This is a genomic window from Sphingomonas sp. SDUR79 (assembly GCF_056821745.1).
In genome coordinates this window covers 3,070,949-3,091,392 of sequence record NZ_JBPDIN010000001.1, presented here as the reverse complement: position 1 = coordinate 3,091,392, position 20,444 = coordinate 3,070,949, and the positions used below count along the sequence as shown (strand labels likewise).

Sequence of the window (20,444 nt, the reverse complement as noted above, 5' to 3'; positions counted from 1 at the left end):
TTCTCGAGTTAGCCGCGCAGACTCGCGCCCAGCTTTGCCGCCGCCGCGACGACCTTGTCCGCGACTGCCTTGATCTCTGCGTCGGTGAAGCTCTTGTCACCGGGTTGCAGCGTGACTTCGATCGCCAAGCTCTTCTTGCCCTCCTCGACGCCGGCGCCGGTGAACAGGTCGAACAGCCGCGCATCGGTGATCACCGCCTTGTCCGCACCCTTGACCGCGCGGACGAGATCGCCCGCCGCCAGCGTGCTCGGCACGATGAACGCGAAGTCGCGCGTCACTGCCTGCAACGCCGGGGGCGTGTAGGCCGGGCGTGCGAAGCCAGTCGCGCGCTTGGCGGGGATGGCGTCGAGGAAGATCTCGACCGCGGCGACCGGGCCGTCGAGGTCGAATTTCTTGGTCAGGCTCGGGTGGAGCATACCGAACGCGGCGAGCACGGTCTTCGGGCCCAGCCGCAGCGTCGCCGACTGGCCGGGATGCCAGGCCGCGCCCGCTTCGCCCATGACCTGAAGGTTGCCGACTGGCGCTCCGGCGGCTTCGAGCAACGCCAGCGCTTCACCCTTGGCGTCGAACGCGCCGAAGGGCTGGGCCCTGCCGTTCGCCCAGCCGCGCGGGCTGCGGTCGCCCGCGAGCAGGACGGTGAGGGTCAGCTTCTCACCATCGGCCTGATACCGGCGGCCAAGTTCGAACAGCCGCACACTCGTCGCACCGCGCTTCACATTGCGCGCCGCCGCCATCATCAGGCCCGGCAGCAGCGAGGGGCGCATGACCTTCAGGTCCTCGCTGATCGGATTGGCGAGCGTCCACGCGCCGCCGCCGACCGCTGCGGCCTCGCTCTCGGAGATGAAGCTCCACGTCACCGCCTCGTTGAGGCCGCGTGCGGCGGCGGTGCGGCGGATGCGGCGCTCCAATTTCTGTTCGGGCGTCGCGGTCGGCTTGGCGACGCCGGGCGCGCGGGGCAGGGGGGTGGAGGGGACCTTGTCGATCCCCTCGATCCGGATCACTTCCTCAACCAGATCGGCGGGGCCATCGATGTCACGCCGCCAGCTCGGCGCGGTGACGCGGAAGCCGTCGCAGGCGTCGTCCAGCTCGCACGGGTCGCCATTGGCATCGAGCGGCTGGACGGTGAAGCCAAGCGATTCGAGGATGTCGCGCTGCCGACTCGCCGGGATCGCCAGCCCGCCCAGCGTCTCGGCCAGCGTCGGGTCATAGCCGGTGGTGAAGCCGACGCGCGGAATGCTGCCCGCGCGGGTCACGTCGCTTGCCTTGCCGCCGCACAGCGCCAGCACCAGCCGTGTGGCGATCGCCAGTCCGTCGTCGAGAAACTCGGGATCCACCCCGCGCTCGAAGCGGGTGCGCGCGTCGCTGGTCAGCAGCAGCTTCTGCCCGGTGCGGGCGATATGTTCGGGATCGAAATAGGCGCATTCGATCAACACGTCGGTCGTGGTGTCGCTGCACCCCGAATGTTCGCCGCCCATGATGCCGCCAATATCGTGCACCGCCGCATCATCGGCGATCACTGTCATGGTCGTGTCGAGCGTGTAGCTCTTGCCGTTGAGCGCAAGCACCTGTTCGCCTGCCTGCGCCCTGCGCGCGACCAGGCCGCCGTTGAGCGTCGCGAGATCATAGACATGGAGCGGGCGCCCCAGTCCGAACATCACGAAGTTGGTGATGTCGACCAGCGCCGAGATCGGCTTCTGCCCCACCGCCTTCAGGCGACGCTGCAACCACTCGGGCGACGGCCCGTTCTTCACGCCGCGCACGATCTGGCCATAAAAGGCCGGGCAGCCCTCGCTATCGTCGGTCCGCACGTCCGGTCCGGCACCTTCCGCCAAGATTGCGGGAAGCCCCGACACCACCGCGTCGAGTGGCTTGAGCGTGCCAAGGCCTGCTGCGGCAAGGTCGCGGGCAATGCCGCGCACGCCCATGCAATCCTGACGGTTCGGGGTGATCGATACGTCGATCACCGGATCGTCCAGCCCGGCATAGTCGGGGAAGGGCGTGCCGACGGGCGCATTCTCGGGCAGTTCGATGATGCCGTCATGGTCATCGCCCAGCTCCAGCTCGCGGCTGGAGCACATCATGCCGTTCGATTCGACCCCGCGCACGGCGGCGACTTTCAGCACCATGCCATTGGCGGGCACGGTCGCGCCGGGCAGGCCGAGCACGCCGACCAGCCCTGCGCGGGCATTGGGCGCGCCGCACACGATCTGCAGCGGTTCGCCGTTGTTGACCTCGGGGCCGGCATCGACGGTCAGCACCTGCAGCTTGTCCGCCTGCGGATGGCGCTCGGCGGTCAGCACGCGCGCAACCTTGAACGCCGCCAGCGCGGCGCCCGGGTTTTCGACGCCCTCGACCTCGTGCCCGATGCGGTTCAGGCAATCGAGGATCGCGGTCAGATCGGCATCGGTGTCGAGATGCTCCTTGAGCCAGCCATAAGTGAACTTCATGCCCCGACTCCCCCCGACAGCGTGGGCACGTCGAGCGCCGAGAAGCCGTAATGCTTCAACCAGCGCAGATCGCCGTCGAAGAATGCGCGCAAATCATCCATCCCATATTTGAGCATCGCCAGCCGATCGACCCCGGTGCCAAAGGCAAAACCCTGCCACTCATCGGGATCCAAACCGCACGATTCGATCACGCGGCGATGGACCATGCCGCTGCCCAGCACCTCCATCCATCCGCCGCCCTCGGCATCGCCGGACCCGCCGATCACGCGTTTGCCATTGATCCACGTGAAACCAACATCGACCTCCGCGCTCGGCTCGGTGAACGGGAAATAGCTCGGGCGCAGCCGCAGCACGATGTCGTCACGCTCGAAATAGGCCTTGAGGAAGGTCTCCAGCGTCCATTTGAGGTGGCCGAGCGTGATCCCCTTGTCGATCACCAGCCCTTCGATCTGGTGGAACATCGGCGTGTGGGTCGCGTCGCTGTCGCTGCGATAGACGCGGCCCGGCGCGATGATGCGGATCGGCGGCTGTTGCGACGTCATCGTGCGGATCTGCACGGGGCTGGTGTGGGTGCGCAGCACCATCGGCCGCTCATGCTCACCCGCGAGATAGAAGGTGTCGTGCATCGCGCGAGCGGGATGCGTTTCGGGAATGTTGAGCGCGGTGAAATTGTGCCAGTCGTCCTCGATCTCCGGCCCGGTCGCGACGGCAAAGCCCATATCGGCGAAGATTTCCGCCAGCTCGTCCATCACCTGGCTGATCGGATGGACGGTGCCTGCGGGTACGCCATCGACAGGCAGGGTCATGTCGAGCGTCTCGCTCGCCAGCTTGGCTTCGAGCGCCGCGCCCTCCAGCGCCGCCTTGCGCGCCGCAATCGCTTCGGTCACCGCCTCGCGCAGGCCGTGGATGCGCGGGCCGGTCTCCTGCCGCTCCTCGGGCGACATGCCGCCCAGCGTCTTGAGCAGCCCGGTCACGGCACCCTGCTTGCCCAGCGCATGGACGCGCACCGCCTCCAGCGCATCGACGCCGGTGGCCGCATCGATTGCAGCGAGAAGGTCGGCCTTCAATTGGTCGAGATCGGTGTTCACTTGTTCACTCCGTCATTCCCGCGCAGGCGGGAATCCATTCGCGCATCGTCCAGTGGCTCGAAGCCCAGCGCGATGGCAAGGTCAAGCCATTCGGGATTTGATCGCTCGATCAGGTTCAGTTTCCAGTCGCGATTCCACTTCTTGATCCGCTTTTCGCGGATGATCGCGGGCTCCATCTCCTGATGGATTTCGTACCAGACGAGCTTCAGCGCATGATGCTCACCCGCGAACCCTTTGGTGATGCCCTCGCGATGTTGGTAGAGCCGGCCGAGTAAGTCCGAGGTGACTCCGGTATAGACCGTGCCCGCGCGCCCGCTCGCGAGAATGTACACGCACGGTTGTTTGGCCATCCGCATGTTCCCCAAACGTCATCCCCGCGCAGGCGGGGATCCATTCTGGCTACCCTATCGCAAGAACCGCGCCTTCAGCGCCAATGGATTCCCGCCTGCGCGGGAATGACGATGAAGGCGATCGAACGGCTCAGCCTCACGTCCGCCCACCCAGCAGAGCGACGCCGAACGCGATGAACACGCCGCCGGTCACGCGGTTGAACAGGCGCTGGCGGTTGGCCGGCGCGAGCCAAGCGGCGAGCGAACGTCCTCCCAGCGCGTACATGCTGAACCAGAATGCCTCGATCACCGCGAAGCTGGCGATCAGGATGGCGAGCTGGGGCGCGAACGGCGCGTTGGTGTTGATGAACTGCGGAAACAGCGCGGCGGCAAAGATGATCAGCTTGGGATTGGAGAAGCCAGTGCCAAGCCCCGCGCCGAACATCGCGACCAGCGAGGGCGGGGCGGGCTTCTCCGCGTCCGGGTCGTTGCTCGCGACTGGCGCACGCCATGCCTTGATCCCCAGCCACACCAGATAGCCGACCCCGGCATAGCGCAGGGCATCGAACAGCATCGGCGACGCCTTGAGCAACGCCCCAAGGCCCGCCGCCGACGCAAGCAGGCAGACCATATTGGCCGTCATCAGCCCCAGCATCGACGCGACCGAGCGGCGCGCGCCGTGATGGATGCTCTGCACCATGACGTGGAGCATGTTCGGCCCCGGCGTCGCGGAGATCAGGAACACGGCGGTGACATAAAGCCACCAGGTCTGGAGCGTCATCTCGCGATGCCTTCCTGGTCAAGAAAAAGGGCGCCGGTGGAAGGTCCACCGGCGCCCCATTTCGGTCGCTACAGGTCGCCTCAGGCGGCCTGGGGCAGAGCCGCCTTCGCCTGCGCGATGATGGCGGTAAACGCATCACCCTCGTGCATTGCGATGTCGGCCAGGACCTTCCGGTCCAGTTCGATGCCGGCGAGCTTGAGGCCATGCATGAACTGCGAATAGGTCAGGCCTTCGGCGCGGACGCCGGCGTTGATGCGCTGGATCCACAGGGCGCGGAAGCTGCGCTTCTTAACCTTGCGGTCGCGATAGGCGTACTGGCCGGCCTTTTCGACGGCCTGGCGTGCGATGCGGATGGTGTTCTTGCGACGGCCATAATAGCCCTTCGCCTGATCCAAAATCCGCTTGTGCTTCGCCTTGGTGGTTACACCACGTTTGACACGTGCCATGGTCTATCTCTCCTTACAGGCCGTACGGCGCCCAGAGGCGCACGTGACCGGCATCAGCTTCGGACAGGACCGACGTGCCGCGGTTGGTGCGAATATATTTCGCGTTATGGCTGCTCAGGCGGTGACGCTTGCCGGCGACGCCGTGCTTCACCTTGCCCGTTGCGGTGAATTTGAAGCGCTTCTTCACACCGCTCTTGGTCTTCATCTTGGGCATTTTCGTCTCCTTTTACGCGCGACGAATTCTCGAACAGCCACGGCAGCCCTTGTTAGCCGGGTCGTTCCTGAATCGCGGAAAGGCGGGCCGATAGTCGGTTTGAGTCGGTTTTGCAACTGCCTGAGGTGCTTAGCGTGCGGCCAGCTGCAAGATCCAATCGCGCTGAGCCTCTGTGTCCGGCACGCGGGTGCCGCGCGCAAGCGAGATATGTTCAATGGCGACCGCAGGTGCGAGACCCCGCCGAACCAGCAGGGCCGCAGCGACGATGGCCGAACGCCCAATGCCGGCGCGGCAATGAACTGCTAGTGGTGCGCTGTCGCTTGATAGCTCTTGGATAAACGCGTCGAAGGCTCGGGAATCGCTCGGAAGTCCACGATCGGCGATCGGGAGCGACAGAAATCGAATGCCGGCTGTTGCGCAAAATATGGGTTCGTCCTCCAGGCCCAGCTCGTCGATCTCATGACGCTCCAGCAGACTGACGACCGTAACGATTCCGGCGCTGCGCCAATGGGCGATTTCATCCTCGAGCCAGTCGCCCGCACGCGGTCGCGCCATGATCGCCAGACGCGGCTGGGTCGAGTCGATCCAGTAGATGTCCGAAGCCATTCGCGCCCTTTCAATGTCCCCGGCAGGTAAGTGCCTCGACAATTTCCTCGATTCGCGCCGCGCCACGCCTCCCGATCCTTCAACGACGCCCGAACATGCGTTCGGCCACCACGGCGACGCCCGCCCCGGCACCGTAGGCAAGGAAATCCTTCCAATCGAATCCGGTGCCCAGCAGCGTGCGCGCGAGTGGACTGTCGCGCCAGCCGAGCAGGTCGAGAATGCCGATCCATTGGCCCAGTTCGACCAGCGCCGCGACCGCAAATGCCGCCGCCGCTGCAGGAACCACCCCGATGCGCGTTGCTGCGCGCAGCCCGCAATAGACCAGCAGTACCGCAAGCGTGTCGCCCAGATGCGGCCGCACGAACCGGTCGCGAACATAGAGCGCGATCGCGACCTCGATCGCGAACAGCATCACCGCCGCCAGCGCATAGCCGCGGTGCAGGCGCAGCATCTCAATGCCCCCGGCAGGCCAGCGCTTCGACGATTTCCTCGATTCGCGCCGGATCGCCCGCTGCGATCACCTCGCCAGTGCTGCCCGCATGCAGCGGATCGCCCTGCCAGTCGCACATGCGACCGCCCGCGCCCTCGACCACCGGCACCAGCGCGGCGAAATCGTGCAGCTTGAGCCCCGCCTCGATCACCAGATCCAGATGGCCCGATGCGACCAGGCCGTAATTATAGCAGTCGCCGCCCAGCACCGTGCTCATCACCGCCGCATCGACATGTTCAAATGCGTGGAGCTGGCCGTCGGTGAACAGGGCGGGGGAGGTGGTGGCGAGCAGTGCCTGTGAAAGCTCGCGGCACGTCCGCGCCTGCGCCGGCTTGCCGTTGAACAGCGTCTGTCGTCCGGTCACGCCCAGCCAGCGTTCGCTGATGATCGGCTGGTCGATGATCCCCAGCACTGGCCAGCCATCCTCCAGCAGCGCGATCAGCGTGCCGAAGATCGGCCGCCCGACGATGAAGCTGCGCGTCCCGTCGATGGGATCGAGCACCCAGGTCCGCCCGCTTGATCCGGCGCGCTCTTCCTCTTCTTCGCCGATGATGCCGTCCATCGGGCGTTCGGCGACGATCAGCCGCCGCATTGCCGCCTCCGCCGCCTTGTCGGCGAGCGTGACGGGCGACGCATCGTCCTTGGTCTCAAGGCCATATTCGGCGCGGAAATAGGGGCGGATCGCCGCGCCCGCCGCATCGGCAAGGCGCTGGGTGAGATCGATATCGGCTTGATTGACTGGCATTCGCCCCGACTAGCGGGGCGCAGCGCAGAATAGAAGGCCGGTCAGAACGGCAACCAGCGACGTTTTTCGCTAAACTTCATATATCCGACATTGGCGCCCGCGCGCCATCCGACGCCCAGCCGCACCGGGATCAGCACCACATCGCCGCGACGCAGATAGGTGGCGGAAAAGCCGCCGACGAAATAGAGTCGGCCCTCGCCGGCCGGGAAGCGCTTGTACAGCTCCTGGCTGTCGTAAAGATTGTAGACCAGCACGAACACCTTGTTGGCGTCGCCGCCGATGTCGAAGCCGACCGACGGCCCGGTCCAATAGACGTCGCGCTCGCCCTCGACCGCATGGATCATCTTGCCCGATCCATAGCGCAGCCCGACCACCACCGCGCCCGATCCTTCGGAGCCGGCGATATAGGCGTTGGGCTCACCTTGATCCTTCAGGATATCCTCGATCAGCGCGGCTAGGCCTGTGGCACCCTTGCCGAACACGTCTTCGGCCGCAGAGACCAGCCGGACGCGGTCGAAGGTCACCGGCGCTTCGGGCTTGCTCAGGCCACCCGCCTGCGCGCTTTCCTGGGCCGGAGCCTGGCCAGCGGGACGCGTCGGCTGCTGCTCATCGGCGGGCGGCGCTTCATAAGGTGCCCCGGGGTCGACCTGCTCGTCTTGTGGTGCGGGCTGTGCCGGAATGGCGGTTTGCGGCCGGTCGAGATCGGCGTCGATGGCGGTATCGGGATCGACCTTCTGGATACTCTGCGCCTGAACCGGCATCATCGTCAGCGCGGGCACGACAAGCGCCATTCCGATCCACCGCATCAACCGTCGCATATAATCCCTCCGCAGCCTCGCACTTATGCCGAGCGATGGCAGTGCGGCAATGAACCGGCGATGACCCGAGTCGATTTCGCGCCCAGCCGCCGCAAATCCGCCCATTGATCGCCGCCGCGACGCTCGCTATAGCCCCGCTCGCTACGAGCATCCGGAGACGTGGGTGAGTGGCTGAAACCAACGCTTTGCTAAAGCGTCGTACGGGGAACCGTACCGAGGGTTCGAATCCCTCCGTCTCCGCCACTCCTGTCGCCTGCCCGGTTCGCCGGGGCGGCCGTCGCGGTGCTGAATGGGCTTTGGTCCGGATTGGGCTCCCGCGCGAGTCGCGCACGGCGACGGCCGGTTGAACACGTGGCATTCCGAGCAGCGCTGTCGCACTTGCAGGCGCGGCGGGAAATTGCTGGTTGCGAACGCCTACAGCGATGCCCAAAAGTGCAGGGCTGGATTGGCGCGGGGAGTCGCGGTGCGCATCGGTCGTTTTACTGTCGAGCCGAGCGGGCCGCTGTTCGTGGTTGCGGGGCCATGCGTCATCGAAAGTGCGGATCATGCGCTGGGCGTGGCAGAGGCGCTGGCGGCGATCGGCGCGCGTGTGCAACTCCCGGTCATCTTCAAGAGCAGTTTCGACAAGGCCAATCGTACAGCAGGCGCCAGTCCGCGCGGACCGGGCCTGGATGAAGGGCTGGCGGTGCTGGCGCGGGTTCAGCGCGAAATCGGGCTGCCGGTGCTGACCGACGTGCATGAGACTGGGCAGGTCGCGGCAGTGGCGGAAGTGGCCGATGTCATCCAGATCCCGGCCTTTTTGTCGCGCCAGACCGATCTGCTCCGCGCCGCCGGCGCGACCGGGCGGGTGGTCAACATCAAGAAAGGCCAGTTCATGGCGGCGGACGATATGGTCCATGCTGCGGCCAAGGTCGGCGATGCGCTGCCCCCCGGCTGCGTGGCCAGCGACCATGTCATCCTGACCGAACGCGGAACCAGCTTTGGCTATCACGACCTGATCGTCGACATGCGCAGCCTGGGAAAAATGCGCGCGACCGGGTTGCCGACCTTGTTCGATGCATCGCATTCGGTGCAGAGCCCGGGCGGTGCGAACGGGCGGTCGGGCGGAGCGCGCGAATGGATCCCGCTGCTGTCGCGCGCGGCCGCTGCGGCGGGGATTTCGGGGCTTTTTATCGAAACCCATCCCGATCCGGCCAATGCCTGGTCGGACAGCGCGACGGTGTGGCCGCTCGACCGGCTTGAACCGCTGCTGGCGGATGTCGCGCATATCCATGACCTGGTGCGCGCGACCGGGATGTCGGATGGCTAGCCTCGCGCGCGACATGCTCGACGAAACGGTTGCGGAGCCGGTCAACGCATCTGACCAGTGCGTCGTCATCCCCCGCGCCGCGCGTCATTACCTGTTCCTGCAGGGCCTTCCCGGTCCGTTTTTTCGGCGCCTGGGCGAGGCGTTGCGTGCGGACGGGGCGCGCGTCTCGCGGATCAATTTCAACGGCGGCGACGTGCTCGACTGGCCCGGACGTGACGCCTTCGCCTATCGTGGCACGCCCGCCGACTGGCCGACCTGGCTCGATCGCTTTGTCCGCGACCGGGGAGTGACCGACATCATCGTGTTCGGGGATCTGCGCCCGGTGCACCGCGCCGCGCGGGTGCTCGCCGACCGGCGCGGCCTGCGCTTTACGACGTTCGAGGAGGGGTATCTGCGCCCCAATCACGTGACCCTTGAACGCGGCGGGGTGAATGGCCATTCGTCCTTCCCGCGCGGTCTCCATGCGCTGCGCCTGATCGCGGCGCGGGCTGGCGATCTCGCCGATGAGGTTCAGGTCGCCAGTTCCTTCCGGCGGCGCGCCAGCCAGTCGGCGTTCTATTACGCCGCGACTCAGGCCGCGGCACCGTTCTTCGCCCATTACCGCACGCATCGTCATGCATCCCCGATCCGGGAGGGTCTGGCGTGGTTGCGGCGTTATGTGCGGCGCAGGCGCGAGCGGCGGGCGAGCCAGGCTGCGGTCGCGGAACTGGCGGGGCGGCGCTTCTTTCTGTTCCCGCTGCAGCTGGAGGGGGACGCGCAGATCCGTGTCCATTCGCGGTTCGACACGATGCGCGACGCGGTGGTGGAGGTGCTGGCGGCATTCCGCGATGCGCCGGAAGACGTGGCGCTGCTGGTCAAACAGCATCCGCTGGACCCCGATGTGGACAATTGGCGTGGCTTCGTCACCGATCGGGCGGCACAGCTCGGCCTGGGCGACCGCGTCGTATTCATCGAACGCTTTGACCTGACACCGTTGCTCAAGGTCGCGCACGGCGTGGTCACGGTGAACAGCAGTGTTGGCCCGCTCGCGTTGGCAGCCGGGGTGCCGGTGAAGACATTGGGCACCGCCATCTATGACGTTGCGGGCGTCACGGCGGACGTGCCGCTCGACCGCTTCTGGCACGCCCCGCCGCCGGTCGATGCCGAGGCGTTCGACATATTCTGTCGCGCGTTGCGGGCGAAATGCCTGGTCAATGGCGGCTTCCACGGAGAGGAAGCGCTCGACCTGCTTGTCCGCAACGCCGTAGCCCGGTTGCGCGACCGGTGAACGCGCGGGTCGCCCTCGACCACGCTGCAACCGACTGCACCGCGCTGGCGGGGCGGAGCGTGACGCTGGAGATCACCCGGCTCCTCATTCGCGCGCACCATGCGGCCCCGACCGGAATCGACCGGGTCGAGCTGGCCTATGCGCGCGCGCTGCTGGCAAGCCGCGACCGGGTGGCCCGGTTCGAGGCGTGGCTGCCATGGCTGGGCCGGGTCGGCTTTTCGCGTGCGGCGCTGATGCGCCTGGTCGCGGCGCTGGAGCAGCGCTGGGAAATGGGGGAGGAGGCGGGCATCGGCGCCATCGCGACGGCCTGGTCAGGCGTGCGCCCGCTGCCCCGCGTCGCCGCTGCCGGCGTGCGGCTGATCGTGTCGCACCAGCATCTCGACCGGCTCGACCGGCGCAACCTGCGCGACGGCGAGCGGCTGTGCGTCTATCTGCACGATGCGATTCCGGCCGACTTTCCCGAATATGCACGGGCTGGCGGTGCCGAACGGCATCGGCGGCGGCTGCGCAATGCAGCGCGCTTTGCCGATGCGATCCTCGTCAATTCGCACGCGACCGCGCGCGCCGTCGAACCCTATCTCGTCGATGCCGGACATCGGCCCGCGTTGATGGTGGCGCCGCTGGGGATCGAGCCGCGCTTTGTGCATGGCAAGGCCGGGGCCGACCCTGCGCAACCCTATTTCCTGTGCCTCGGCACGATCGAACCGCGCAAGAACCACCTGCTATTGCTTCAGATCTGGCGCGCGATGGCGGAACGGTCGCCGGGCGACACGCCCAGGCTGATCCTCGCCGGGCGGCGCGGGTGGGAAAATGAAAATGTCGTCGACCTGCTCGACCGCTGCCCCGCGCTGCACGGTCATGTCGTTGAAGCGGGCGCGGTCGGGGACCGCGCGCTTGGCGCGCTGATCGCCGGCGCGCGCGCGGTGCTGATGCCCAGCTTTGCCGAGGGGTTCGGCCTGCCGGTGGCCGAGGCGCTGGCGGCGGGGGTGCCGGTGATCGCGAGCGACATCGCCGTGCTGCGCGAGACCGGGGGCGATGTGCCCGATTATTTCGACCCGCTCGACGGTCCGGGCTGGACGCGGGCGATCCAGGACCATGCGCGCACGGATTCGCCGATGCGCGCGGCGCAGCTCGCGCGGATGCGGAGCTGGACGGCGCCACGCTGGGACACGCATTTCGCGCAGGTCCTGCCATTTCTGGACGCGCTGTGAGCATTGTGTCGTTCCGCGCTGCCCTCAGGGTACAGGGCAATGTCATCGGCGCACTGATTCTGCGCGAGCTGCACACGCGCTTCGGGCGGGCCAATATCGGCTATCTGTGGTTGTTCGCCGAGCCGATGCTGCTCGCGGTGGCAGTGGCGCTGCTCCACACCAACCACGATCTGCCGATCGCCGGGGGCATCCGCCCGATCCCGTTCGCCATCGCCGGCTATGGGCTGTTCATCATGTTCCGCTCGGTCGTGTCGCGCGCCGAAACGGTGATCGAGGCCAACCGCCCGCTGCTGCATCATCGGCCGGTAACGATTCCCGACATGCTGATCGCGCGGATGGTGCTGGAGGCGGTCAGCACCATCGTCATGCTGATCGTTCTGCTCGGCGGGGCATGGGCGCTGGGCCTTGCCGATCCGCTGGCACGGCCCGAGGCGTTTGCGGGGGCGGTGGCGCTGATGTGCTGGTTTGCCTTCGGCCTGTCGATGCTGGTTACCGCAGCTTCGCACCAGTCGCCGGTGGTCGGACGGCTCGTGCACCCGCTGCTTTATCTGTCGATGCCGCTCTCGGGCGCGTTTTTCGCGTTGTCCTGGTTTCCACAGGGGGTGCGCGACCTGCTCGTCTGGGTGCCGACGGTGCACATCTTCGAACTGCTCAAGGTCGGCCAGTTCGAGGCGTTTGAGTCGCGCTGGATCGACCTGCCCTATGTCGTCGGCTGGTGCGGCGCGCTGACCTTGCTCGGACTGCTCGGCCTCAAGCATTTGCGCGCGCGCATCGAACTCTCCTGATAAGCGGAACATCATGGTGCTCACCGACACGTCCGACCCAGTCGCGCAAGACGCTATCAAGGAACGCTCGACCTCGCTGTTCGACCGGGCACGGGCGCATCCGTTCATCCTGTTGGTGATCGTGCCGACGGTGATCGCGGCGCTGTATCTGTTCCTCATCGCCAGCGCGCAATATCGCTCGGAGGCGCAGTTCGTGGTGCGCGGGCTTGAGGCCCAGGCTGCCCCGGGAAGCGGGGTCGGGCAATTGCTCGGCCTCTCCGCGAACCTGTCGCCGGGGCAGCAGGAGGCGCAGAGCATTCGCGAATATCTGCGCTCGCACGATGCGATCCGCGCGCTGCGCCGGGAGGGGGTGGACCTTGTCGCCATCTATCGCCGTCCCGGCACCGATCCGCTGTCGCGGCTGTGGAGCCCGGTGCCGCGTGCCGAGACGCTGCTCGATTTCTACCGCGACCATGTCGATATCATCTATGATCCCGACGACAATATCACCCGCCTGTCGGTGCGCGCGTTCGACCCCGCCGATGCACGGCGCGTCGCCCGCGCGCTGCTTGCGCTGGGGGAAAAGCGGGTCAACGCCTATAATGCGCGGCTGTTCGACGCCTCGCTGCGCGTCGCGTCGGGCGAATCGCAGCGGGCGCAGGACGAGCTGGAGTCGATCCAGCGTCAGCTTGGCGGCTTTCGTGAGCGTGAGCGCGACCTCGATCCCGCCGCGACCGGCGCGGGCGGCGCGCGGCTGATCGAGGAGCAACAGGCGCGGCTCGACCGTGCTGCCGCCGTGCTCGCCGATATGCGCGGCAAGCTCAGCCCGAACAGCCCGCAAGTGCGCGCGATGGCGGCACAGGTCGCCGCCGCATCGGCCGCGCTCGACGCCGCGCGTGCGCGCCAGACCGGTCGGCCCGAGGCGGTGGCGGGGCGGCTCGGTGAATATGAGGAGCTGCGGCTGCAGCAGGAGTTCGCCGGCAAACGCTATGAGGCGGCCCGGGCCCGGCTCGAACAGGCGCGCACGCGTGCAGCGAACGAGCAGCTGTTCATCGTCGCGGTGGTCGAACCCAATCTTCCCGAAAAGCCGGCTTTGCCCAGGCCCTTCCGCACGACGTTGCTGATCCTGATCGGCCTGAGCGTTGCCTATGGCATTGGCTGGATGCTGATCGCCGGAGTGCGCGAGCATCGGAGTTGATGGGACGGGCGCGGCGCTAGAAATGCTGCTCCAGTGCGCCCTCGATCGTGTCGTAAAATGTCAGCCGCCCGTCGCTCAACGTCGCGCCGCTGGTGCAATAGGCGCGCAGCGTGTGCGGGTCGTGGGACACCATCACGAGCGTCCCGCGCTCGCGCCGCTCCAGCAATGCGGCGTGGCAGCGCGCGCGGAAACGCTCGTCCCCGGCGGCGGTGATCTCGTCGACCAGATAACAGTCGAAATCGACCGCGAGCGACGCGGCAAAGGCCAGCCGCGCGTTCATCCCCGCCGAATAGGTGCGGATCGGCATGTCGAGATAGCTGCCAAGCTCCGCAAACTCCTCGACAAAGGCGAGCACCGCGTCGACCGGCCGGCCATAGACGCGCGCGATGAAGCGGACATTGTCGGCGCCGGTCAGGCTGCTCTGGAAACTGCTGGCATAGCCGAGTGGCCAGGACACCGACATTTGACGCTCGACCCGGCCCGAACTCGGCCGCTCGACCCCGGCAATCAGGCGCAGCAGCGTCGACTTGCCCGCGCCATTATGACCGCAAATGCCCAGCGCCTCGCCCCGCCCGATCGTGAAGCTCGCTTCGTCGAGCACGCGATGCTGCCCGCGCCGCGTCCGATAGGTCTTGCTGACGCGGTCGAAGCGAATCATCGCGGGATGATAGGCAAAGTGGCAGCCGGAGCACAGGGGTGACCGCGCAAGTCCCGCGAATCGCGGTCGATTGCCGCGCGGTCCGGTGGCGCGAAGGGACGGGCGTCGCGCGCTATCGCGCCGGGCTTGGCACTGCGCTCGCGCGGTTGCCGGTTGCGGTCGAGCCGATCGGCGACGGCGGCGACGCGGCGGCGCGCGCGGGCTGGCGCGATCTGCCGCGCATCGTCCACGGGCGACCAACTGCCACGCGTGCCGGAGCAGGCTGGCTGGTCCCCGACCTCTATCGCCTCGCCCAGCGCCGCTTCACCGCCACCGGGGCGCTGACGCGGCTGATCCTCCCCGATCCTCCGGCGATCGTCCACTGGTCGCATCCGCTGCCGATCCAGGTCGTCGGGGCGGCGAATTTCTACGCCGTCCACGATCTGATCCCGCTGACCGATCCCGCGCTGACCGGCATCCGCGCCGGACGCCAGCGCCGGTTGCTCGATCGGCTGGCAGAGGTTGCGGCGCAGTTTGTCACCGTCTCCGAAACCACAGCGACTGACCTGCGCAAGCTGATCCCACAAGCGCGGGATCGGGTCACCTGCTCCTATCAGGCAGTCGATCCGGGACCGGGCCGCGCGGTGCCACCCGGTCTCGCGCCCGGTGCCTATCTGCTGACGATCGGCCGGGTCGAATCGCGCAAGAATGTCGAGGTGTTGCTGCGCGCCCATCGCCGCGCCGACACCGGGCTGCCGCTGGTCATTGCCGGGCCGGACGGGCATTGGCGCGATGCCGCAGAGCGTCGGCGGGTCGAAGCGCTGATGACCGCGCCGGACGTGATCCGGATCGGCTGGCAGGACGATGCCACCATCGCCGCGCTAATCGCCAATGCCCGCGCGCTGCTGATGCCCTCGCTGGCCGAGGGGTTCGGGCTGCCGGTGGTCGAGGCGATGGCGCTTGGCGTTCCCGCGCTGGCAAGCGCCGGCAGCGCGGCGGCGGAGATTGCGGGCGACGCCGCGCTGCTGGTCGATCCGCATGACCCGACGGCGCTCGCCGCGGCCGTGCAGCGCATTGCAACCGACGCCGACCTGCGCGCCAGGCTGGTCGCGGCGGGTCGTCAGCGTGCCGCCGACTTCACCCCCGAACGCTTCGCCGCGCGGCTGGCGGCGCTTTACGAACGCTTGTGGTGAGTTATGAGAGCCTTGGGGGCGGGTTCATCATGCGCGTACTGATCGACGGCTTTAATCTCGCGCTGCCGCAGGGCACCGGGGTGGCGACCTATGGCTATCAGCTTGCCGGGGCGATCAAGGGCATGGGCCTGCCGGTGGGTGGCCTGTACGGCCTGCGCGCACCGTTCAATCCGAAGCTGCGCGACATCATGTTCTACGAGTCGCTGGGCCGTGAGCACCAGACCCGCACCCCCCGCCACTTGTCACCCAACTGGGTTCGGGAGATGACCCTGATGCTGCGCGATCGCCGTGCGCGCGCCATCTCGCAGGACGGTCGCGTGCTCGCCCGCCAGTTTGCCCATCGCCTGCCCGAATTCGATGCCGGGCTGTACACCGCCCCGGACATTTTCGACCTCGCTGGCCGCAATTTCGCGCGGCTCGGGCTGTTCTCCAACGTTTGCCTGCCCGAGCCGGCCGATGTGATGCACTGGACCTATCCGCTGCCGCTCAAGCTGCGCGGTGCGGCCAATCTGTACACGATGCACGACTTGGTCCCGCTCAAGCTGCCCTATGCCAGCGCCGACCGGAAACGTTATTATTACAAGCTGATGCGCGCCGTTGCCCGCCGCGCCGACCGCATCGTCACCGTGTCGGAATCGAGCCGCCGCGACATCATCGAATTCTTCCCATTCGCCGAGCGCAAGATCGTCAACACCTATCAGGCGGTACGCGTCCCCGACGCGGTGCTGCAGGAAAGCGACGATGATGTCGCCGCCGCAATCCGCAGTATCTTCAACCTGCCGTTCCGCGGATATTTCCTCTTCTATGGTGCGATCGAGCCCAAGAAGAACGTCAACCGCCTGATCGAGGCGTATCTGGCGCTCGCGACCAGGACCCCGCTGGTGATCGTCGGGCGGCGCAGCTGGGGAGCGGATGCGGAGCTGCGGCTGCTCCAGCGCGATGAAATCCAGCCGCTCAAGGCGACGTTCAAGAATATCCGTCGGATCGATTATCTGCCCCGTGCGCTGCTGATGCGGTTGATCCGTGGGGCAAAGGCGGTGACCTTTCCGTCCATCTATGAGGGATTCGGTCTGCCGGTGCTGGAGTCGATGATGCTGGGGACGCCTGTCCTGACCTCGAATGTGAGCGCGCTGCCCGAAGTTGGGGGCGATGCGGTGCTGTATGTCGATCCCTATGACCCGCAGTCCATCCGCGCGGGGCTGGCGCGACTCGACAACGATGCCGAATTGCGCGCGACGCTCAGCGCCGCCGGACGGGTACAGGCGGAGCGGTTTTCGCAGGCGCGCTACCAGGAGCGGCTGGGTCGACTTTATGACGACCTGGCGCAGCAGCGCGCCATCGCGCGTTTCGCCGCCGCACGCGGACCGGATCATGCCCATGCGTAACCGCGTTTTCGCGCTCCTCCCGCTGCTCCTCGCGGCATCGGCTTGCGCGACGCTACCCACCGGCGCACCAACCGCCTCGCAGGTCGTGGGACCGGCGGCGACCGCGGGCATTGCGGTGATCGACATTGTCGATACGCCCATGCCGCCCCAGGCCGCATCGCTGTCCAAGCCCGCCTGGCCCATCGCCGACGCCCCGCCCTGGACCGGCGAGATCGCGGTGGGCGACGTGCTGACCGTCACGGTCTTCGAGGTCGGCTACGCGCTATTCGCTCCGTCAGGCGATCCCGGCGTGCGCGAGGGCGCGCCGCCTGCGGCGGGCGCACGGACGTTGCCGCGCATGGAGGTGGGTGAATCAGGCGCGGTAACCATCCCCTATATCGGCGCGGTGCGGGTGGCCGGCCGCTCCAGCGCGGCGGTGGGGGAAGAGATTCGCCAGAAACTGCGCGGCCTGTCGCAACAGGCGCAGGTTGTGGTCGCGGTCGATCGCGGCCCGGGGCGCAGCGTCGTCACGAGCGGCGATGTGCGCAACCCCGGGCGTCAGCCGTTGACGCTGGCGGGGGAGCGGCTGCTGGACCTGATCGCGCAGGCGGGCGGCCCGGCCAATCGCCCGGCCGACACCCGCGTCCGGCTGGTGCGTGGCGAACAGGCGGCGGAAATCCGGCTCGATCAGCTGCGGGTCGACAGCCCCGCCAATGTCCGGCTCGCACCCGGCGATCATGTCCAGTTGATCCGCAGCGTACGCTCGCTGACCGTGCTCGGCTCGGCGCGCAACGTGGCGGAGCTGGCATTCGACAGCGATACGCTGACCCTGGCCGAGGCGATTGCGCGCTCGGGCGGACTGGCCGACGACCGTGCCGATGCTACGGGGGTGTTCGTGTTCCGGTACGAGGCGGGAGCCGATGGCGCGCCGAAACCGGTGATCTACCGCCTCAACCTGCTCGACCCGCGCAGCTATTTCCTCTCGCAACGGTTCGAGATGCGCGAAAAGGATGTGCTGCTGGTCGCCAATGCCCGCTCGGTGCAGTTCGGCAAGCTGGTGCAGTTGCTCAATACGCTGGTCACGCCCGCGATCACCGTCGACCTGCTGACGCGATGAGCGCGGTGGCGCGGCCCGATGAGCTCGCCTGCCTGATCGGGATCGCGCCGTGGAAGCGGCGGCGGATCGCTACGATGCTGCGCAATGCGCACGGCCCGGCCTTTGCCAGTGACCCCGCCCGCGCAGTCGCGATGGCGCGTGCGCGGGGCGGCGCGATCGGCTGCTGGGCGACGCGGACCCCGCCGGGGCTTGAGCGCGCGGCGCGCGATGCCGGTGTCCCCTTATGGTGGATCGAGGACGGCTTTCTGCGCTCGGCCGGGCTGGGCGCGGCGCTGGTCCAGCCCTGTTCGCTGACCCTCGACAGCCGCCGCCCACATTACGACCCGAGCGGCCCGAGCGATCTTGAGGAGCTGCTTCAGACCGCCGAATTCGACGCGGGGATGGTGGCGCGGGCAAAGGCGCTGATCGCGCTGCTATGTTCGGCGCGCCTCACCAAATATAATCTTGCCGGCGCGGCGCTGGCGTTGCCACCCGGGCGGCGGATCGTCCTGGTGGCGGGTCAGGTCGAATCGGATCAATCGGTGCTGCTCGGCAATGCCGGCGTAACCGGCATGCTCGATCTGCTGGCCCGCGTCCGCGCGGAGGAGCCCGACGCCTTTCTGATTTACAAGCCGCACCCCGATATCGTGTCGGGGCTGCGCGCAGGTGGGATCGACGAAGCCGCGGCGCGGGCGTTCGCCGATCTGGTCGCGCCGCACGCCAGTCTGACCGACCTGCTCGATCGCGTGGATGCGGTGCATGTGCTGACGTCGCTCACCGGGTTTGAGGCGCTGCTGCGCGGGCGGGAGGTGGTGGTCCACGGCCAGCCCTTCTATGCCGGCTGGGGCCTCACGCAGGACCGCGCGCCCGTCGCGCGGCGCACGCGGCGACGCACCCTTGCCGAACTGGTCGCGGCGGCGCTGATCGTCTATCCGCGCTATGCCAGTGCGCGCAGCGGCGAGCGGTGCAGTGTCGAGGCGCTGGCGGAGGAGCTGGCGGCGGGGGCGAACGCGTCGGGCCCGTCGGCGGCACGCGTCATGATCGGGCGTCTGGCGGGATGGTTCGGCGCGCGCCGCGCGGCGACCGGGGGATGATGGGAACAGGATGAACGCGACACCGATCTACGATATCTGGCGGCTGCTCCAGCATCCCCGCACCTTCAACGAGGCGGAGATCCGCGCGCTGTGTCGCACCGCTTATTGCGGCGACCATATTGCGCTGGCGCGGGTGCTCGGGCGCTACAAGATGTTCGTCGACACCCGCGACATCGGCATCAGCAGCCATCTGATGCTCGACGGATTCTGGGAAATGTGGGTGACCGAGGCGATGCTGCGCAGCGTCCGCCGCGGGTCGACCGTGATCGATGTCGGGGCCAATCTTGGCTATTATTCGCTGCTGCTCGCCGACCTGACCGGGGCGGAAGGGCGGGTGCTGGCGTTCGAGCCCAATCCGGCGCTGGCGACCCGCGCTGAGCGCAGCATCGAGATGAACGGCTTTGCGCCCTTTGCCAGATTGCACGACTGCGCCCTGGGCAGCGAAGAGGGATATGTGACGCTGGAAGTCATGCCGCACCAGCCCGGCGGCGGGCGGGTCCATGCCGAAACCGGCGACGGGATGTCCAACGCGGTCCCGCTGCGGCGGCTCGACAGCTTTCCCGAAGCGCTCGACGCCGAGTTCATCAAGATCGACGTGGAAGGGTTCGAGCAACAGGTGTGGCGCGGGATGACCGGCATCCTTGCCGGTGGTCAGCCGCTCACCATCTTCATGGAATTCACCGTGTTGCGCTACCCCGACCCGCGCGGGTTCCTTGAGGAGATCATCGGCGAAGGCTTCAGCCTCGAGATCATCGACTATGTCGCCGGGATTCAGCCGATCACGATCGACGCAATCTTCGCCCAGCCGCACCATATCGACCATATGCTGTGTTTCCGGCGATGAACCGCGCGCGACAGGCCCTGTTCATCGGGCCACGGCCAGGGTGCCGGGGATGATCGCCTTATCGGGAGTAGCGGCATGTCGTGGATCGTCTGGCTGGCCATGTCGGTGACCGGTGCCGGGACGCCGCTGTCGCTGTCGTGCACCGTTTCCGGGGCAGCGGCGGCCGGGCTGGACCCGCAGGTGATGTGCACGCGCTTTGCCGAAAAGCTGTCGGCTGCCACTGGGCTTCGCTACGCGCTGGTTCCGGTCGGGCAGCGGTCGGGCGACGGCATGACGGTCGCGCTCCGCGTCGTTCGGCCCGATACCCTCGCGGCGGATGTCACGGTGATCGAGCGCGGACGTACGCGATCGGTTGAAACCCGCATGATTTCATCGTCCGACCGGCCTTTGGGGCTTGACTCTATCGGCTTGCTGGCGCGGGATGTCGCGCGGGCGGCGGCGCTATCGGACTGAAGTGCTGTTCTGGATTTGCACCGCCTTTTCAAGGATGTCCGATCGGACGG

Annotated in this window: 22 protein-coding genes and 1 tRNA gene; 12 read left to right on the top strand and 11 right to left on the bottom strand. The window is 67.4% G+C overall.

Annotated features, from left to right (window positions below; translation table 11 throughout):
* Positions 1-8: 8 nt before the first annotated feature.
* The 10 genes from pheT to ACRYLO_RS15155 all read right to left on the bottom strand — a co-directional run bounded on the left by pheT (position 9) and on the right by ACRYLO_RS15155 (position 7,964).
* Positions 9-2,447, bottom strand: a complete 2,439-nt coding sequence (gene pheT / locus ACRYLO_RS15200; RefSeq protein ID WP_482660928.1) for a phenylalanine--tRNA ligase subunit beta — start codon at positions 2,445-2,447, stop codon at positions 9-11.
* Positions 2,444-3,535, bottom strand: a complete 1,092-nt coding sequence (gene pheS / locus ACRYLO_RS15195) for a phenylalanine--tRNA ligase subunit alpha (protein ID WP_482660927.1) — start codon at positions 3,533-3,535, stop codon at positions 2,444-2,446. The genes pheT and pheS overlap by 4 nt, the downstream gene beginning before the upstream one ends.
* The gene (locus ACRYLO_RS15190) at positions 3,532-3,885 is read right to left on the bottom strand and encodes a GIY-YIG nuclease family protein (protein WP_482660926.1); all 354 of its coding nucleotides are present in this window, start codon (positions 3,883-3,885) and stop codon (positions 3,532-3,534) included. The genes pheS and ACRYLO_RS15190 overlap by 4 nt, the downstream gene beginning before the upstream one ends.
* Positions 3,886-4,021: 136 nt before the next feature.
* A complete protein-coding gene (locus tag ACRYLO_RS15185; protein ID WP_482660925.1) occupies positions 4,022-4,645 on the bottom strand; it encodes a LysE family translocator in 624 nt (207 codons plus the stop codon).
* Positions 4,646-4,725: 80 nt separating this feature from the next.
* Positions 4,726-5,091 carry a 50S ribosomal protein L20 gene (gene rplT, locus ACRYLO_RS15180; protein ID WP_224921823.1) on the bottom strand — a complete coding sequence of 122 codons (366 nt, stop codon included), beginning with the start codon at positions 5,089-5,091 and terminating at the stop codon, positions 4,726-4,728.
* Between the two features lie 13 nt (positions 5,092-5,104).
* Complete coding sequence (gene rpmI / locus ACRYLO_RS15175; protein WP_224921822.1) at positions 5,105-5,305, bottom strand: 50S ribosomal protein L35; 201 nt, start codon at positions 5,303-5,305, stop codon at positions 5,105-5,107.
* A 129-nt stretch (positions 5,306-5,434) separates the two neighbouring features.
* On the bottom strand, positions 5,435-5,911 hold the full coding sequence (locus ACRYLO_RS15170) for a protein-tyrosine phosphatase family protein (RefSeq protein WP_482660924.1): 477 nt from the start codon (positions 5,909-5,911) through the stop codon (positions 5,435-5,437).
* Between the two features lie 79 nt (positions 5,912-5,990).
* Positions 5,991-6,362, bottom strand: a complete 372-nt coding sequence (locus ACRYLO_RS15165) for a ribosomal maturation YjgA family protein (protein ID WP_482660923.1) — start codon at positions 6,360-6,362, stop codon at positions 5,991-5,993.
* A gap of 1 nt (position 6,363) precedes the next feature.
* On the bottom strand, positions 6,364-7,146 hold the full coding sequence (hisN, locus tag ACRYLO_RS15160; RefSeq protein ID WP_482660922.1) for a histidinol-phosphatase: 783 nt from the start codon (positions 7,144-7,146) through the stop codon (positions 6,364-6,366).
* A 41-nt stretch (positions 7,147-7,187) separates the two neighbouring features.
* Entirely contained in the window at positions 7,188-7,964 is a 777-nt protein-coding gene (locus ACRYLO_RS15155; protein ID WP_482660921.1) for a DUF1134 domain-containing protein, read from the bottom strand.
* A gap of 153 nt (positions 7,965-8,117) precedes the next feature.
* On the opposite strand from ACRYLO_RS15155, the gene ACRYLO_RS15150 reads away from it, so the two are divergent.
* The 6 genes from ACRYLO_RS15150 to ACRYLO_RS15125 all read left to right on the top strand — a co-directional run bounded on the left by ACRYLO_RS15150 (position 8,118) and on the right by ACRYLO_RS15125 (position 13,713).
* A tRNA-Ser gene (locus ACRYLO_RS15150) sits at positions 8,118-8,207 on the top strand.
* Between the two features lie 220 nt (positions 8,208-8,427).
* Complete coding sequence (gene kdsA, locus ACRYLO_RS15145) at positions 8,428-9,273, top strand: 3-deoxy-8-phosphooctulonate synthase (RefSeq protein ID WP_482660920.1); 846 nt, start codon at positions 8,428-8,430, stop codon at positions 9,271-9,273.
* The gene (locus ACRYLO_RS15140) at positions 9,266-10,540 is read left to right on the top strand and encodes a capsule biosynthesis protein (RefSeq protein WP_482660919.1); all 1,275 of its coding nucleotides are present in this window, start codon (positions 9,266-9,268) and stop codon (positions 10,538-10,540) included. The genes kdsA and ACRYLO_RS15140 overlap by 8 nt, the downstream gene beginning before the upstream one ends.
* Positions 10,537-11,751, top strand: coding sequence for a glycosyltransferase family 4 protein (locus ACRYLO_RS15135; RefSeq protein ID WP_482660918.1), 1,215 nt, complete (start codon positions 10,537-10,539; stop codon positions 11,749-11,751). The genes ACRYLO_RS15140 and ACRYLO_RS15135 overlap by 4 nt, the downstream gene beginning before the upstream one ends.
* Complete coding sequence (locus tag ACRYLO_RS15130) at positions 11,748-12,536, top strand: ABC transporter permease (RefSeq protein WP_482660917.1); 789 nt, start codon at positions 11,748-11,750, stop codon at positions 12,534-12,536. The genes ACRYLO_RS15135 and ACRYLO_RS15130 overlap by 4 nt, the downstream gene beginning before the upstream one ends.
* 16 nt (positions 12,537-12,552) lie before the next feature.
* Positions 12,553-13,713, top strand: coding sequence for a KpsE/RkpR family capsule polysaccharide export protein (locus ACRYLO_RS15125; protein WP_482660916.1), 1,161 nt, complete (start codon positions 12,553-12,555; stop codon positions 13,711-13,713).
* Positions 13,714-13,729: 16 nt separating this feature from the next.
* On the opposite strand, the gene ACRYLO_RS15120 is transcribed toward ACRYLO_RS15125, so the two are convergent.
* On the bottom strand, positions 13,730-14,371 hold the full coding sequence (locus ACRYLO_RS15120) for an ABC transporter ATP-binding protein (RefSeq protein WP_482660915.1): 642 nt from the start codon (positions 14,369-14,371) through the stop codon (positions 13,730-13,732).
* A gap of 38 nt (positions 14,372-14,409) precedes the next feature.
* Between ACRYLO_RS15120 and ACRYLO_RS15115 the strand changes: the two genes are divergently transcribed.
* The 6 genes from ACRYLO_RS15115 to ACRYLO_RS15090 all read left to right on the top strand — a co-directional run bounded on the left by ACRYLO_RS15115 (position 14,410) and on the right by ACRYLO_RS15090 (position 20,394).
* On the top strand, positions 14,410-15,543 hold the full coding sequence (locus tag ACRYLO_RS15115; RefSeq protein WP_482660914.1) for a glycosyltransferase family 4 protein: 1,134 nt from the start codon (positions 14,410-14,412) through the stop codon (positions 15,541-15,543).
* A 29-nt stretch (positions 15,544-15,572) separates the two neighbouring features.
* Positions 15,573-16,928, top strand: a complete 1,356-nt coding sequence (locus tag ACRYLO_RS15110; RefSeq protein WP_482660913.1) for a glycosyltransferase family 4 protein — start codon at positions 15,573-15,575, stop codon at positions 16,926-16,928.
* Positions 16,921-18,024, top strand: a complete 1,104-nt coding sequence (locus ACRYLO_RS15105; protein WP_482660912.1) for a polysaccharide biosynthesis/export family protein — start codon at positions 16,921-16,923, stop codon at positions 18,022-18,024. Before ACRYLO_RS15110 ends, ACRYLO_RS15105 begins: the two co-directional genes overlap by 8 nt.
* A complete protein-coding gene (locus tag ACRYLO_RS15100; RefSeq protein WP_482660911.1) occupies positions 18,021-19,097 on the top strand; it encodes a capsular polysaccharide export protein, LipB/KpsS family in 1,077 nt (358 codons plus the stop codon). Before ACRYLO_RS15105 ends, ACRYLO_RS15100 begins: the two co-directional genes overlap by 4 nt.
* 10 nt (positions 19,098-19,107) lie before the next feature.
* A complete protein-coding gene (locus ACRYLO_RS15095) occupies positions 19,108-19,941 on the top strand; it encodes an FkbM family methyltransferase (RefSeq protein ID WP_482660910.1) in 834 nt (277 codons plus the stop codon).
* A 75-nt stretch (positions 19,942-20,016) separates the two neighbouring features.
* Entirely contained in the window at positions 20,017-20,394 is a 378-nt protein-coding gene (locus ACRYLO_RS15090; protein WP_482660909.1) for a hypothetical protein, read from the top strand.
* Positions 20,395-20,444 lie beyond the last annotated feature (50 nt).

What these genes read in the sequence shown, in the direction of transcription:
- rpmI (WP_224921822.1), bottom strand. Translation starts at nt 5,305, where the DNA reads ATGCCCAAGATGAAGACCAAGAGCGGTGTGAAGAAGCGCTTCAAATTC.
- ACRYLO_RS15110 (WP_482660913.1), top strand. Translation starts at nt 15,573, where the DNA reads ATGCGCGTACTGATCGACGGCTTTAATCTCGCGCTGCCGCAGGGCACC.
- pheT (WP_482660928.1), bottom strand. Translation starts at nt 2,447, where the DNA reads ATGAAGTTCACTTATGGCTGGCTCAAGGAGCATCTCGACACCGATGCC.
- ACRYLO_RS15185 (WP_482660925.1), bottom strand. Translation starts at nt 4,645, where the DNA reads ATGACGCTCCAGACCTGGTGGCTTTATGTCACCGCCGTGTTCCTGATC.
- ACRYLO_RS15165 (WP_482660923.1), bottom strand. Translation starts at nt 6,362, where the DNA reads ATGCTGCGCCTGCACCGCGGCTATGCGCTGGCGGCGGTGATGCTGTTC.
- rplT (WP_224921823.1), bottom strand. Translation starts at nt 5,091, where the DNA reads ATGGCACGTGTCAAACGTGGTGTAACCACCAAGGCGAAGCACAAGCGG.
- ACRYLO_RS15120 (WP_482660915.1), bottom strand. Translation starts at nt 14,371, where the DNA reads ATGATTCGCTTCGACCGCGTCAGCAAGACCTATCGGACGCGGCGCGGG.
- ACRYLO_RS15190 (WP_482660926.1), bottom strand. Translation starts at nt 3,885, where the DNA reads ATGGCCAAACAACCGTGCGTGTACATTCTCGCGAGCGGGCGCGCGGGC.
- ACRYLO_RS15105 (WP_482660912.1), top strand. Translation starts at nt 16,921, where the DNA reads ATGCGTAACCGCGTTTTCGCGCTCCTCCCGCTGCTCCTCGCGGCATCG.
- ACRYLO_RS15140 (WP_482660919.1), top strand. Translation starts at nt 9,266, where the DNA reads ATGGCTAGCCTCGCGCGCGACATGCTCGACGAAACGGTTGCGGAGCCG.
- ACRYLO_RS15170 (WP_482660924.1), bottom strand. Translation starts at nt 5,911, where the DNA reads ATGGCTTCGGACATCTACTGGATCGACTCGACCCAGCCGCGTCTGGCG.
- ACRYLO_RS15095 (WP_482660910.1), top strand. Translation starts at nt 19,108, where the DNA reads ATGAACGCGACACCGATCTACGATATCTGGCGGCTGCTCCAGCATCCC.
- hisN (WP_482660922.1), bottom strand. Translation starts at nt 7,146, where the DNA reads ATGCCAGTCAATCAAGCCGATATCGATCTCACCCAGCGCCTTGCCGAT.
- ACRYLO_RS15155 (WP_482660921.1), bottom strand. Translation starts at nt 7,964, where the DNA reads ATGCGACGGTTGATGCGGTGGATCGGAATGGCGCTTGTCGTGCCCGCG.
- ACRYLO_RS15100 (WP_482660911.1), top strand. Translation starts at nt 18,021, where the DNA reads ATGAGCGCGGTGGCGCGGCCCGATGAGCTCGCCTGCCTGATCGGGATC.
- ACRYLO_RS15090 (WP_482660909.1), top strand. Translation starts at nt 20,017, where the DNA reads ATGTCGTGGATCGTCTGGCTGGCCATGTCGGTGACCGGTGCCGGGACG.